At 63.6% G+C, this 13,350-nt stretch carries 15 protein-coding genes and 1 pseudogene; 5 read left to right on the top strand and 11 right to left on the bottom strand.

What is annotated here, in order from left to right:
- The 4 genes and pseudogenes from ABR948_RS21465 to uvrC all read right to left on the bottom strand — a co-directional run.
- A pseudogene (locus ABR948_RS21465) lies at positions 1-137 on the bottom strand (molybdenum cofactor biosynthesis protein MoaE); the annotation flags it as partial.
- An 8-nt stretch (positions 138-145) separates the two neighbouring features.
- Entirely contained in the window at positions 146-397 is a 252-nt protein-coding gene (moaD, locus tag ABR948_RS21460; protein ID WP_428121767.1) for a molybdopterin converting factor subunit 1, read from the bottom strand.
- The gene (gene pgsA / locus ABR948_RS21455; RefSeq protein ID WP_428121765.1) at positions 394-1,008 is read right to left on the bottom strand and encodes a CDP-diacylglycerol--glycerol-3-phosphate 3-phosphatidyltransferase; all 615 of its coding nucleotides are present in this window, start codon (positions 1,006-1,008) and stop codon (positions 394-396) included. Before pgsA ends, moaD begins: the two co-directional genes overlap by 4 nt.
- Before the next feature lie 91 nt (positions 1,009-1,099).
- Positions 1,100-3,193, bottom strand: a complete 2,094-nt coding sequence (uvrC, locus tag ABR948_RS21450) for an excinuclease ABC subunit UvrC (protein WP_428121763.1) — start codon at positions 3,191-3,193, stop codon at positions 1,100-1,102.
- A 248-nt stretch (positions 3,194-3,441) separates the two neighbouring features.
- Here uvrC and ABR948_RS21445 point away from each other — a divergent pair, with 248 nt between their 5' ends.
- On the top strand, positions 3,442-4,074 hold the full coding sequence (locus ABR948_RS21445; RefSeq protein ID WP_428121761.1) for an outer membrane protein: 633 nt from the start codon (positions 3,442-3,444) through the stop codon (positions 4,072-4,074).
- A 168-nt stretch (positions 4,075-4,242) separates the two neighbouring features.
- Here ABR948_RS21445 and ABR948_RS21440 read toward each other — a convergent pair whose 3' ends face one another.
- The 4 genes from ABR948_RS21440 to ABR948_RS21425 form a co-directional block, all read right to left on the bottom strand.
- Complete coding sequence (locus ABR948_RS21440) at positions 4,243-4,455, bottom strand: cold-shock protein (RefSeq protein ID WP_027536987.1); 213 nt, start codon at positions 4,453-4,455, stop codon at positions 4,243-4,245.
- A gap of 280 nt (positions 4,456-4,735) precedes the next feature.
- Positions 4,736-5,596 carry a 23S rRNA (adenine(2030)-N(6))-methyltransferase RlmJ gene (locus ABR948_RS21435; protein ID WP_428121757.1) on the bottom strand — a complete coding sequence of 287 codons (861 nt, stop codon included), beginning with the start codon at positions 5,594-5,596 and terminating at the stop codon, positions 4,736-4,738.
- A 127-nt stretch (positions 5,597-5,723) separates the two neighbouring features.
- A complete protein-coding gene (locus ABR948_RS21430) occupies positions 5,724-6,422 on the bottom strand; it encodes a ribonuclease T2 family protein (protein ID WP_428121755.1) in 699 nt (232 codons plus the stop codon).
- A gap of 128 nt (positions 6,423-6,550) precedes the next feature.
- Positions 6,551-7,039 (bottom strand): hypothetical protein, encoded by a 489-nt coding sequence (locus ABR948_RS21425; RefSeq protein ID WP_428121753.1) that lies wholly within the window; start codon positions 7,037-7,039, stop codon positions 6,551-6,553.
- A gap of 165 nt (positions 7,040-7,204) precedes the next feature.
- Here ABR948_RS21425 and ABR948_RS21420 point away from each other — a divergent pair, with 165 nt between their 5' ends.
- Positions 7,205-7,495, top strand: coding sequence for a hypothetical protein (locus tag ABR948_RS21420; RefSeq protein WP_428121751.1), 291 nt, complete (start codon positions 7,205-7,207; stop codon positions 7,493-7,495).
- A gap of 46 nt (positions 7,496-7,541) precedes the next feature.
- Positions 7,542-8,072 carry a DUF3617 domain-containing protein gene (locus ABR948_RS21415; protein WP_428121748.1) on the top strand — a complete coding sequence of 177 codons (531 nt, stop codon included), beginning with the start codon at positions 7,542-7,544 and terminating at the stop codon, positions 8,070-8,072.
- A gap of 426 nt (positions 8,073-8,498) precedes the next feature.
- Here ABR948_RS21415 and ABR948_RS21410 read toward each other — a convergent pair whose 3' ends face one another.
- From ABR948_RS21410 to ABR948_RS21400, 3 genes are all read right to left on the bottom strand, one after another.
- Entirely contained in the window at positions 8,499-9,887 is a 1,389-nt protein-coding gene (locus ABR948_RS21410; protein WP_428121746.1) for an ATP-binding protein, read from the bottom strand.
- Between the two features lie 64 nt (positions 9,888-9,951).
- A complete protein-coding gene (locus ABR948_RS21405) occupies positions 9,952-10,680 on the bottom strand; it encodes a response regulator (protein WP_428121770.1) in 729 nt (242 codons plus the stop codon).
- The gene (locus ABR948_RS21400) at positions 10,677-11,231 is read right to left on the bottom strand and encodes a MarR family winged helix-turn-helix transcriptional regulator (protein ID WP_428121743.1); all 555 of its coding nucleotides are present in this window, start codon (positions 11,229-11,231) and stop codon (positions 10,677-10,679) included. The genes ABR948_RS21405 and ABR948_RS21400 overlap by 4 nt, the downstream gene beginning before the upstream one ends.
- Before the next feature lie 316 nt (positions 11,232-11,547).
- On the opposite strand from ABR948_RS21400, the gene ABR948_RS21395 reads away from it, so the two are divergent.
- A complete protein-coding gene (locus ABR948_RS21395) occupies positions 11,548-12,702 on the top strand; it encodes a branched-chain amino acid aminotransferase (RefSeq protein ID WP_428121741.1) in 1,155 nt (384 codons plus the stop codon).
- A 100-nt stretch (positions 12,703-12,802) separates the two neighbouring features.
- A partial coding sequence (locus ABR948_RS21390) for an ATP phosphoribosyltransferase regulatory subunit (protein WP_428121738.1) occupies positions 12,803-13,350 on the top strand: 548 nt, incomplete at its 3' end.

The following is a 13,350-nucleotide window of genomic DNA, read 5'->3' as shown; positions in this document are numbered from 1 at the left end:
TCATTTTCGCTGCCCCGGCAAATGCCGCTGAAACTCACGACCGCGCCGATGTCGGTGCGGCCTTTGGTCAGCGCGGCGATTTCCTGCGCGACATCGAAATCGGCTTCCTGGATGCGGATGGTGACAGGAACGGCCATGGCAGGATTCAGCCGCCGGTCATCGGCGGGAAGAAGGCGATCTCGCGGGCGCCGGCGATCATGGTGTCGGATTTGACATGGGTATGATCGATTGCGGCCCGGATCACCCGCGGCGTCTCGAAGGCATGGGCATAGGCCTCGCCGCGATGCGCCAGCCAGGCGATCAGATCGTCGACGGTGCGCACGCTCTCCGGCGGCTCGACGGTTTCCTCCGACTTGCCGATCCGTTCGCGTACCCAGGCGAAATATTTGAGCTTCATCCCTCATCCTCCTTGATGAGGTGATGGATGCCGGCGCGGAAATAGTCCCAGCCGGTGTAGATCGTGAAAATCGCGGAAACCCACAGCAGCACGATGCCGATCAGGGTGGTCGCGGGCAAAATCTGTTCGCCCGCTTCGCCGGCGATCAGGAAGCCGATCGCGATCAGCTGGATCGTGGTTTTCCATTTTGCCAGTTTGGTGACGGGCACGCTGACGCGCAGCGCGGCGAGATATTCGCGCAATCCCGACACCAGAATTTCGCGGCACAGGATCACGATGGCCGCCCACAGCGTCCAGCCATGGATGCTGTTGTCCGCCGCCAGCATCAGCAGGCAGGAGGCGACCAGGAGCTTGTCGGCGATCGGATCGAGCATCCGTCCGAACGCCGAATGCTGATCCCAGATTCGCGCATAGTAGCCATCCAGATAGTCGGTAATGCCGGCGGCAATGAACACGGCCAGCGCGACCCAGCGCAGCCATAGCGGCCCGTCCATGATGGACTCCGCATAGACGCAGCCGACCACCACCGGGATCGCAGCTATGCGGGCGTAGGTCAGGATATTCGGGAGGGACATGGTCTTTGCCGGCCCTCTTGTCGTTGCGATGTTCATCCGTCTTACCAATACCGCTCAAGCATGAAGGTCAACCGTGCGATGCACATGATCTGTTGGACACGACGCCGGGATGGCTCGTATCCCATTTTTACCCCGGCTGGGCGTGGAAAAACTCGAAAATCTTGCGGGCGCTTTCGGCGCTGACGCCTGGAACCTTGCCAAGATCGGCGATCGACGCCCGCTCGATCTCCTTCAGGGTTCCAAAATGGTGCAGCAGGGCACGTTTGCGGGTCGGCCCGATGCCGGGAATTTCCTGCAATCCGGCTTCGCGGATGTCCTTTTTGCGCAGCTTGCGGTGCGAGCCGATCACGAAGCGATGCGCCTCATCGCGCAGCCGCTGAATGAAGTACAGCACCGGGTCGCGTGGCTCGAGCTTGAGCGCCTCGCGGCCCGGCATGAACAGGGTTTCGCGGCCGGCGTCGCGGTCCGGTCCCTTGGCCACCGCCAGCAGCGACACCTGCGTCAGCCCCATCGCCTCGAAGGTCTCCCGGACCGCGTTGAGCTGGCCGCGGCCGCCATCGATGATGACGAGGTCCGGCCATTGCGGAAATGAATCATCGTCGGGCCGGGATTTGGCGGCATCGCCTTCCGCAGTCGGCGTCAACAGCCGCTTGAAGCGCCGCTGCAGCACCTCGCGCATCATCGCGTAATCGTCGCCCGGGGTCAGGCCTTCGGACCGGATGTTGAACTTGCGATACTGGTTTTTGATGAAGCCGTCCGGACCCGCCACGATCATGGCGCCGACCGCATTGGTGCCCTGGATGTGGCTGTTGTCGTAGACCTCGATCCGCTTCGGCGGGTGCGGCAGCCCGAGCGTGGTGACGAGGCCGGCCAGCAGCCGGCCCTGGGTCGCGGTATCGGCGAGCTTGCGGCCGAGCGCCTCGCGCGCATTGGTGAGGGCGTGGGCGATCAGTTCCTTTTTTTCGCCACGCCGCGGCGTCGAGACTTCCACCTTGAAGCCGGCCTTGATCGAGAGCGCGTTGGCCATCAGCTCGCTTTCCTCGATGGCGTGCGACAGCAGCACCAGTTTCGGCGGCGGCTTGTCGTCGTAGAACTGCGCCAGGAACGAGGCCAGCACCTCTTCGGGGGTAAACGATTTCTCCGCGCGCGGGAAGTAAGCGCGGTTGCCCCAGTTCTGTCCGGTGCGAAAGAAAAACACCTCGACACAGGAATAGCCGCCCTCCTGATGGATCGCGAACACATCGGCTTCCTCGACCGTGCGCGGATTGATGCCCTGCTGCGACTGGATCGCGGACAAAGCGGCGAGGCGATCCCGATAAAGTGCCGCGGTTTCAAACGCGAGATCGGCCGAGGCCTTTTCCATCTCGCCCGCCAATTCCTGCTTCACCAGCCGGCTGCGGCCGGACAGGAAATCGGTGGCCTCGCGCACCAGTTCGGTATAGCCGGGAAAATCGACCTCACCGGTGCAGGGCCCGGAGCAACGCCGGATTTGATACAGCAGGCAGGGCCGGGTGCGGCTTTCAAAGAACGCGTCGGTGCAGGAGCGCACCAGAAAGGCGCGCTGCAGCGCCGTGATGGTGCGATTGACCGCGCCCACCGAGGCGAACGGCCCGAAATAACGCCCGGGCCGCGATTGCGCGCCGCGATGTTTGAGGATCTGCGGCGCCCAGTGATCCCCGGTGATCAGAATATAGGGAAACGATTTGTCGTCGCGCAGCTGCACGTTGAAGCGCGGGCGCAATTGCTTGATCAGATTGGCCTCGAGCAGCAGCGCCTCGGTTTCGGTCGAGGTGGAGATGATCTCGACGCTCACGGTGGCCGCGATCATGCGCATGATGCGCGCCGGCTGGGCCGCGGTGATCCTGGCGTAGGATCCGAGCCGCTTGCGGACGTTTTTGGCCTTGCCGACATAGAGCACGTCGCTCGCGGCATTGAGCATGCGATAGACGCCGGGCGAGGTCGGGGCGTGGCGCACCGCGTGTTCGATCGCCGCGTGCCCGACCGCGAGCCGCGCTTCCGGCACCGCCTCGCCGGGCTCTTCCGGGAGATCGGGCAGCCGCGCCTCGTCGTCCACTTCCTCGGCGCCCGCGGTCGCGGGGTCGAGATCGGCAGCGGCGGCGGCGTCCTGCGGCGGCACATCCGCTGGGCGAGCCGGTTCGGAACCCGGCCGCGCCTTGCGCGGACCTGATGCTTCCGGGCTATCGGTAGAATCGTGATCCATGGGCCTGAACTTAAGCGCCGGCATCGCCCATCGCCAGCGGTGCGGGGATGGCGAAGGCGTGCGCCGGTAACGCTTTCTTAAGGGTACGAAACGGCCGGCCGCAGCCCTTAACAACCCTTTAACTTAAAAGTCTCGATAAATCTTATCGATAAGAAGTGGAATTCCGTAACCATGCCGGTTCGCGTCGCGCCACGTTTTGAGCGCGCGAAAACCGGGGGGCACGGCAGTTGCGTTGAGGAGAGTGCGTGATGAACAGGATCGCTTTAGGCGCGGTGGCGCTGATCGGCGCGGGTTGGACGGCATCGGCGCAGGCCGCCGATCTTCCCTATGGAACGCCCGCTCCCTACACCGTCAACCAGCCGCTCAATGCCTATAGCTGGGCCGGTCCCTATCTCGGCGGTAATCTCGGCTACACCTGGGGCACGGTCGACAACAATCCGACCAAGCCGTCGGGCTTTGAGGGCGGCGTTCAGGCCGGCTACAACTGGCAACAATCGGGTCCCTGGGTGTTCGGCGTCGAGGGCGACATCGAGGCCACCGGCGCCGCCGATACATTCGCGCCGTGGAAATTCTCGAACCCGTGGTTCGGCACGCTGCGCGGCCGGGCCGGCTATGCGCTCGGCAACGTGTTGTTCTATGGCACCGGCGGTCTGGCGTTCGGTGAATTGCGCGGTCAGACCTTCGGCGGCGTGACCGAAACCCACACCAATGCCGGCTGGACCCTGGGCCTTGGCGCCGAAATCGGCCTCGCCCCGAACTGGAGCGCGAAGATCGAATATCTCTATGTCGATCTCGCCGACAGCAACTTCACCACCATCACCGGTATCTCGAACGGCTCCCAGTTCGGACTGGTTCGCGCCGGCGTGAACTATCACTTCTGATAGCAACAAGAAAATATCCGATCACAACCTCCCGGCCGCGTCGCGGCCGGGATTTTTTTAGCGCGTTGCATCAAGATCCGATTGGCTCGAAACCGGATCTTGCTCTCTTTTTTGTTCGAGCATGATCTTTTCGGAAAACCGGTTCCCGCTTTTCCGGATCATGCCCTACTATGAAATCACGAGGTTGACCGCCTTGGGTCCTTTGCCCTTCTTGTCCGGTTCGACCTCGAATGTGATGCGCTGTCCTTCGGTCAGATCCTTCAATCCAGCCCGCTCCACGGCGGTGATGTGAACGAATACATCGCGACCGCCGTCATCCGGCTTGATGAAGCCGTAGCCCCGTTCTCCGTTGAAGAACTTGACCGTCCCAGTCATGGCCATCGGGAAACTCCTCCCCCGCATTGCTCCGCCGCTACGCCCCCCGCGTATCGGCCGGACCGGACATTCGTTGCCCGAAAGCTTGCGTTGCCGGAAAGCTTGGCCATCCGAGCGGATCGAGCCAGCGATCCGCCTTTTAAAAAAATTGAGGCCTTGTCACTCCGCCGCTACCATTCGCGGAAGCGGAACGTAAAGCCGATCCAATGGGGTCGAGCATAATACGGATTGCGGCGAATTGCCTATCGGACTTTTCGCGGCGCACCGGGCACGGACGGGGAGCCGCTTAAGGTTTGGGCGTCTCCAGCCTGAACCGGCCGGCGCCGCCCTGGCCAAGCGGCTTTTCAAGTTCGGGAAGGATCGCCTTGAGTTCGCCCGCCAGCGTCCATGGCGGATTGACGATCAACAGGCCGGCCGAGATCAGGCCGGCCTCGGCGGTCTGCGGCGCCACGCTGAATTCCAGACGCAAGGCTTTTCCCGGCGTCGCGCCGGAGCCGACCGCCCGCGCGACATGGCGCGCCAGGGTGTCGGTGGCGCGCCGGCTTTTGACCGGGTACCACAACAAATAGCTGCCGGTCGGCCATTTCGCGAAGGCCTCCGTGAAGCCTTCGGCCAGCCGTTCAAATTCGTCTTTGCGCTCGTAAGGCGGATCGATCAGCACCAGGCCGCGCCGCTCCTTCGGCGGCACGAAGGCCGGCAGCGCGGTCCAGCCGTCGAGGTCGACGACGCGGGCCTGGGTGTCGCGGCGCAGCGCATCGACCAGTTGTTTGCGCGCTTTCGGCTCGACTTCGCAGGCGGTCAGCCGATCCTGCGGCCGCAGCAGCGCGCGCGCGATCAGCGGCGATCCCGGATAGACCGTAAGGTCGCGCTGCGGATTGAAGGCCCTGACGATGTCGAGATAGGGCGCGACCAGCGGCAGCGTCGTTTCGGAAAACCGCGCCTGCATGACCCGGGCGATGCCGGTGAGCCATTCGGCGCCGCGGCGCGCTTCCTCCGAGGTGAGATCGTAGCGACCGGCGCCGGCATGGGTGTCGATGACGCGAAACGGCGCCGGCTTCTCCTGCAGATAGGTCAGGATCCGCACCAGCACGATGTGCTTGATGACGTCGGCAAAGCCACCGGCATGAAAGGCGTGACGATAATTCATGGCAGAGGGGTTACCACGTCATTGCGAGCGGAGCGAAGCAATCCAAGGGGCCGGCAAAACAGCAGACTGGATTGCTTCGTCGCTTCCGCTCCTCGCAATGACGCCTGATCGAGGCGCGCGAGGAAAATCAGCCGCCGCGCACCGGCGGCATCGTCACCTGGTCGCGCCGGCAGCCGCGGCGGTCGATTTCCTCGCAGGCGCGGAACTGGAGATCCTTGCTCATGCAGATCCGGACTTCGCTGAGCCGGGTCCGGTTGCAGGTGACCGAAATCGCGGCATTGCTGAGGCCGGGATTGACCTTGATGAAGGCGTCCTCGACTTCGGAGGGCGCCACCGTCTTCGGATCGGACAATTGCAGAAATTCGGGGGGAATCTTCACCGCGGCGCGTGCCTTGCGGATGGTCTCGAAATAGGCCCGCGCGCCGAGCCCCGAGCAGGTGCCGTGCTTTTTCCACTCGTTGAAGATCAAACCGGGCGCCGGCATCTCATCCAGCATCGAGGTCATGATATTGCGGTCGAGCCAGGAATCCCGGTCGCAATATTCGGGAAAGCCGTGCTCGTATTGCGGCCACAGGCCATGCACCACGAAGGAAAACGGCCGTCCGCCGCACTGGGCCCCCGCCCGCCCGCTATTGCCGCGTTCCGAGGCCTCCTCGCAGAACGAGGGCGACCACGACAATGACAGCACGTAGAAATCGAACTCACCGGGCGTATTCTGCCGGCGATCCTGCGCCGATGCCGGGCCTGCCACGGCGAAGCCGAGCAGAGCCACACAGCCAAAGCTGATTAAAATCCGCGCAATCCAACCGCCCAGAACATGAAACATTTGACGCCCCCAATACCTGATCACTTTCGGAAGCCTAGCAGGCGACCGGAACATTTCAAGAACAAAAAAGAACGGAATCGGCCGGAGAACGTCCCGAGGGGAAAATTGCTAAAAATCTCGGCCTGAAATCAGGGCCGGGCGGCCTTGCAGGCGGGATTATAGGCCCAGTTGCGGTCAAGCCCGGTCACGCACCATTCGAGGCCCTGGTCGTAGCCGGCAAAACCACCATCCTCGATGATCGAATAGTGGACGGTGCGCAGCTTGCCGTCGCTCAACATCACGTCGCCACTGCAGTAGCGGCGCGGGATATTGTCGGTTTGCCACGGCCTGAACGCGGTTTCATGGATCCGGCCGTAGGCGGTGATCTCCAGCGCCGAATTCCAGTAGGTGCTTTCCTTTTCATGGAATTGCGAGGTGATGGTCCCCAGCGCCGACTCGCAGGACGCCACGCGTCCGTCATATTTCGGGCCGGACAGCCAGAAATTCAATTCCAGCGGATTGGCCGCTTCGGCGGCCTGGCCAACGGCCAACAGGCCGAACACGGCGCCGAGAGCCGCGCCAAGGAGGGGCTTTTTCAGGGAGGCGGGTTTTCTCAAGGATGTGAACAGGTCGCGCATGGGAAATCCGGTGGATGATCCGACGCTTGAACCGTGCCGCGAAGCCCGGGCGAGGTCAAGTGCAACGCGGCAACACCTGCCAATAACTCCACGCCGAACCGTCAGGCGTTCTTTTCACGGCTATCGATGCGCTCTAAGGTGTAACCAAGCGAAATGGAGTCTGCGATGCGAATGATTGGGGCCGCGAGCCTGGTTGCTGTCTGCGGAATGCTGCTATGCGCGCCGGCACGGGCCGATACCGTGCCACCTTTCAGGGGCAATGATACCGGCGGTATCATCGCCTATCCGCTGGCCGCGCAGACGGATGTCCGCCAGCTCGCGGTCGACCACTGCGCGACTTACGGCAAGGTGGTGAAATTCCTGGCGGTGGAGCCGCATTATGGCGGCTACATTTCCTTCGCCTGCCGCTGGGTGCCGTACGGCGCCAGTGAACGGCCGCTGCGCACGCGCTACTGACCGGATCGTCGCATCTGACAGAACGATTTATCGGGAGAGCGGAGCCATGACGCGACAGCTTCGTCTATTTGTTCTCGGGTCTTGTCTGCTGGCGTTGATGCCGGCGCCCGATGCGCGCGCGGTGGAAATGCCGCTTCGCAAGCCGGGTCTGTGGGAAATGAAGCTGGTGCGGACCGGTTCGCCGCTGCCCGAGATGACGATGCAGCACTGCACCGACGAGACCACCGACAAGGAAATGAGCACCACGTTCTCGCCGATGTCGAAGGAAGTCTGTTCCAAACGCGACATCCAGCAGACCGCGACCGGTTATGTCTCCGATTCCGTGTGCAGCGTCGGCGGCGCATCGATGACATCGCATTCCGATATCGTCGGCGATTTCAATTCCGCCTACACGATCAAAACGACGGCGCACAGCGATCGCGGCGTCGCCGGCATACGCGACACCACCATGACGATCGAGGCCAAGTGGCTGGGAGCCTGCAAGCCCGATCAGAAGCCCGGCGACATCGTGATGCCCGGCGGCTTCAAGCTGAACATCAAGGACGCCGAAAAGCTGAAGGCGCTGGTGCCGAAGTAGTTACACCTCGCCCCGCTTGCCGCGTGAACGAATCTTCGGAGAGATTGCCATGAACAGCCTATTGGTAGCGTCCATCGCCTTCGCGCTGGTGGGGGCAGCCTCGCACGCCCAGCAACGCAGCGACGATAACGTACTGCCTTTCTTGCGCGCGTCGAGCATGGAGACTCTGAAACTCGCCCAGCTGCGTGGCTATTCTGCCTCCGGAACTCACCAATGCGGTTCCGAGAAGGGCCGCAGCTGTATCGTCACCGGTTCCGGGTTCAGTAACTGTAACGATGCTTCGACTCTTCTGCAGACCCGAGATTGCTGCCCTACCACCCCGTCAGGCGGCAAATCGAACGGCTTTGTCCTGAATTATTGCATTCCGGATCGGCCTCTATGACGCTTCGCGGCGTGCGACTCCGGTCGCCGAGGAAGAAATAAACGCTACACCGGGATCCGCACCGCGGCGCGAAGCCCGCCCATCGGACTGTCGCCGAGCGTGATGTCGCCGCCATGGGTGCGCGCGATGTCGCGGGCAATCGCGAGCCCGAGCCCGGTGCCGCCCTCATCCTGGTTGCGGGCGTCATCCAGCCGCAGGAACGGCTTGAACACTTCCTCGCGCATGTCGGGCGGAATCCCCGGCCCATCGTCGTCGATCGTCACCGTCAGATAGCGGTGATCGCGGTGGCCGCTGATGGCAATCGCATTGGCGTGCCGCGCCGCGTTGGAGACGAGGTTGGCGAGGCAGCGCTTGAACGAGGCCGGCTTCACCGTCACCACCGGCAGGCCGTGAAACGAGACCGTCGCGGCATGGCCGTTGCGTTCGGCGTCGCTGCGCAATTCCTCCAGCGCCAGCGTCATGTCGGTCGGCTGCGCCTGCTCGCCGCCGTCGCCGCGCGCGAAAGCGAGATAGGCCTCCAGCATCCCGGACATCTCGTCGACATCCCGGCGCATGCCGTCGATTTCCGGACTGTCGCCGATCAGCGCCAGTTCGAGCTTGAAGCGGGTCAGGATGGTGCGCAAATCGTGCGACACCCCGGCCAGCATCGCGGTGCGCTGTTCGATCGAGCGCTCGATCCGCGCTTTCATCTCGAGGAAGGCCTGCGCCGCCCGGCGTACTTCCCGCGCCCCGCGGGGACGGAAGTTGAGCGCCTCGCGGCCCTTGCCGAAACTCTCGGCGGCGTCGGCCAGCCGCAGGATCGGCTTGATCTGGTTGCGCAGGAACAGCACCGAGACGATCAGCAGGATCGACGAGGTGCCCACCATCCAGAACAGGAAGATCTCCGAATTCGAGGCATAGGCGGCGCTGCGCTGGGCGAAGATGCGCATCACGGCGTCGTCGAGCTGGATGCGGATCTCGACCAGGTTGGAGCGGCCGACGGTATCGATCCAGAATGGTTTTGCGATTTGCCGGCCGAGCTGGACCGAGAGCGTCTGGTCGAGCAGCGAGAAAAACGGTTTCGGGCCCGGCGGTGGCATGTCGCCGACACCCAGAAAATCCACCACCAGCCCCAGCCGCTGCTGGGCGATGCGCCGCAGCAGCGTGTGGTCCTTGTCCTGCGGATAGCCCTTGTAGACGTCGATCAGGCTGGCGATGTCCTGCACCACGGCCGCGGACAGATGCCGCGTCACGGTGTTCCAGTGCCGTTCCATGAACACGAACGCCACCACCGACTGCAGCACCACCATCGGCACGATCATGATCAGGAGCGCGCGGGCATACAGCCCGGTCGGCATCCAGCTCTTGAACGCATTGCCCATCCAGCCATTGGCCGCGGAAACGCGTCGCGACGCGGTGCGGATCAAAGTGAGGCCGGTGTCGAGCGTACTCATCGGACAGGGTTCAATCGACTGGGTTCATTGAGCGGGATTCTCAACGGGATTCATGACCAACAGCTCACGGCGATGCGACCAGGCGATAGCCGATGCCGCGCACCGCCTGCAGGAACAGCGGATTGGCGGGATCGCGCTCGATCTTGCGCCGCAGGCGGTTGATCTGGACGTCGACCGCGCGTTCGTTGACGGTGCCGTCGCCGGTCAGCGCGCTGCGCGGCACGGTCTCGCCCCGCGCCAGCGCCAGAATGCGCAGCATGTCGCGCTCGCGGTCGGTGAGATGGATGGTGTCTTCGCCCTGGCGAAGCTCGCCGCGATCCAGATGATAGACGTAGGGGCCGAACGCGCTCTGCTCCAGCGTCTCCACCGGCGGCGGCGCCGAGCGCTTGAGAATATTGCCGATCCGCAACACCAGCTCGCGCGGCTCGAACGGCTTGGCGACATAATCGTCGGCGCCGATCTGCAGGCCCTCGATCCGGCTTTCGGCTTCATGGCGCGCCGTCAGCATCACGATCGGCACCGACGAGGAGGTGCGAATGAACCGGGCGAGGTCGAACCCGGTTTCGCCGGGCATCATCACGTCGAGGATCAGGAGGTCGAAATGCAGGCCGAGCAGCTTGGCGCGGGCGTCGCTGGCGCTCATCGCTGTCGTGACGCGGTAGCCTTCGCCGCACAGAAAACGCGACAACAGATCGCGGATGCGGCGGTCGTCATCGACCAGCAGCAGATGCGGGGCGTCGTCAGCCGGTCGCGGCGGCGTTCGTGCGACGGTTGCAGCCTGGGCCACGATTATTCCTTTGCCTTTGCGGTGCCGGTCGCGAGGATCGTTTCCAGCACCTTGTCGGGATCGTCGTGATCAATCATTGCGCGCAGGAACTGGCGCACGGCATCGGCGCCTGCCGGCCCGATGTCGCGCAGCGCGCGGCTGAGCCGATCGGTCTGTAACCCAGCGAGTTTCGCCACCAGCGCCTCGCCCTTGGCGGTGGCGAAAAGAAGGCGCTGCCGCCGGTCGTTGTTGCCGGCCTTCTGCACGATATAGTCTTCATCGAGCAGCTGCTTGAGCACCCGCCCCAGCGATTGCTTGGTGATCCGCAGCACGTCGAGGAGATCGGCGACCTTCAGCCCGGGATAACGATACACGAAATGCAGCACCCGGTGGTGCGCGCGGCCGAACCCGAAAGCCTCGAGCTCGTGATCGGCATCGCCGACGAAATCCCGATAGGCGAAGAACAGGAGTTCGATGATATCCCAGCGCAAATCGGCCGCGCCGGGGCTGGGCGCACGCGCCTCGCTCGCCCGCGAATCAGGGACGGCGGAAGGGCCTGAGAAATTTATGTCAGCCATATTGACATATCTTGGGTTCAATGTTACAAAACTGCCAGCCACGACGAAATATTAAATCGTATCGTTCGTGGCGGCGTTCCAGATGGGGTGAGAAAGCCCTGAGGTAGCGGCGAAGGCCGCGAATTTATTGACCGTACGATTGTCGAGCGGCATTTCGGCAAACATACTGGACTTCCGCCTTCCACAAAAGCATGTCCTAGGGGACCGTGCCGGCATGGAAGCCGGCCCGAAGGGCCGGCGCAGGTGAGGGGGCCAGCCGTAATCAACAGCGCCACGGCGCGGGCGGCGAAAGCTGCGTCTATCCGGGAGAGAGCCCATGGGAGTTTCGTTCGATCAGGCCCAACGGGACAGGCCGGCGCCAGAAATCGCGCCGGTTCCGACAGCTGGAAGCAAGGGTTTGAAATTCGAAATCCAGCCTGCGACCAATCCGGCGTCCGACAAGGAGCGCGCGGCGAAGCTCGTGGACCCGGGTTTCGGCCGGGTTTTCACCGATCACATGGCTTTGGTCCGCTTCAATCAGGCGAAGGGCTGGCATGGCGCGCGCGTCGAATCCCGCGCCAATTTCCCGCTCGATCCGGCAACGGCCGTTCTGCACTACGCGCAGGAGATTTTCGAAGGCCTCAAGGCCTACAAGCGCGACGATGGCGGCGTGAACCTGTTCCGCCCAGACGCCAATGCAAGGCGCTTCCATAATTCGGCTGAGCGCATGGCCATGGCGCAGGTGCCCGAGCCCGTGTTCATCGAGGCGGTCGAGCAGCTCGTGCGCATCGATCGGTCCTGGATACCTGGCGGTGAGGGCAGTCTCTATCTGCGGCCCTTCATGATCGCGAGTGAGGTCTTCCTCGGCGTGAAACCGTCAGCGGAATACATCTTCGCCGTCGTCGCCTCGCCGGTCGGCTCCTATTTCAAGGGCGGACCTGCGCCGGTGTCGATCTGGGTGTCGGAGAACTACACCCGCGCCGCGATCGGCGGCACCGGCGCCGTCAAATGCGGCGGCAATTATGCCGCGAGCCTGCGCGCGCAGGCCGAGGCGATCGATCACGGCTGCGATCAGGTGGTTTTCCTGGATGCGGTCGAGCGCCGCTACATCGAGGAACTCGGCGGCATGAACATCTTCTTCGTGTTCGACGACGGTTCGCTGCTGACGCCGCCACTCGGCACGATCCTGCCGGGCATCACCCGCGATTCGATCATCGCGCTCTCGAAGGATTCCGGCACCCGCGTGCGCGAGGAGGCCTACACGGTCGACCAGTGGCGCGCCGACGCCGCCAGCGGAAAGCTGAAAGAGGCCTTTGCCTGCGGCACCGCGGCGGTGATCTCGCCGATCGGCAAGGTGTGTTCCGCCAGTGGTGATTTCCTCATCAGCGGCGGCGCCGCCGGCCCGGTCGCGATGGGGCTGCGCAAGCAGCTGATCGACATCCAGTACGGCCGCGTCGCCGACCCGCACAACTGGATCAGAAAGGTCTTGTGACCGGCGGCGGCACGATCCACTCCCTCGCCCTGCGCTTGCGGGGGAGGGTTGGGGTGGGGGCGGTTGCCGCAGCACGCCGGCGCTGATACCAACGCCGCCGATGGCCGAGAAACCCAAAAAACCGCAAAAATTGAGAGCCCGCCTGCCGCGCGGGCTGGCCGATCGCGGCCCCGCCGAGATCGCGGCGACCCGCGCGATGGTCGAGAAGATCCGCGAAGTCTATGAACGCTACGGCTTCGAGCCGGTCGAAACCCCGGCGATGGAGTTTACCGACGCGCTCGGCAAGTTCCTGCCGGATCAGGACCGGCCCAATGAGGGCGTGTTCTCGTTCCAGGACGATGACGAGCAGTGGATCAGTCTGCGCTACGACCTGACCGCGCCGCTGGCGCGCTATGTCGCGGAGAGATACGGCACCGAAAATCTAACTTTGCCCTACCGCAGTTATCGGTTCGGCTATGTCTATCGCAACGAAAAGCCCGGCCCCGGCCGCTTTCGCCAGTTCATGCAGTTCGATGCCGATACCGTAGGCACAGCGTCAGGCGGTCAATCCGCCGCGGCCGCCGACGCCGAGATGTGCATGATGGCGGCGGATACGATGGAAGCGCTGGGCATCCCGCGCGGCAGCTATGTGGTAAAGGTGAATAACCG

This window comes from Bradyrhizobium sp. (genome assembly GCF_050014615.1).
Taxonomy (GTDB): Bacteria; Pseudomonadota; Alphaproteobacteria; order Rhizobiales; family Xanthobacteraceae; genus Bradyrhizobium.
Note: the sequence above shows the minus strand (reverse complement) of the source record. Positions and strands in the feature narration are given on the sequence as shown.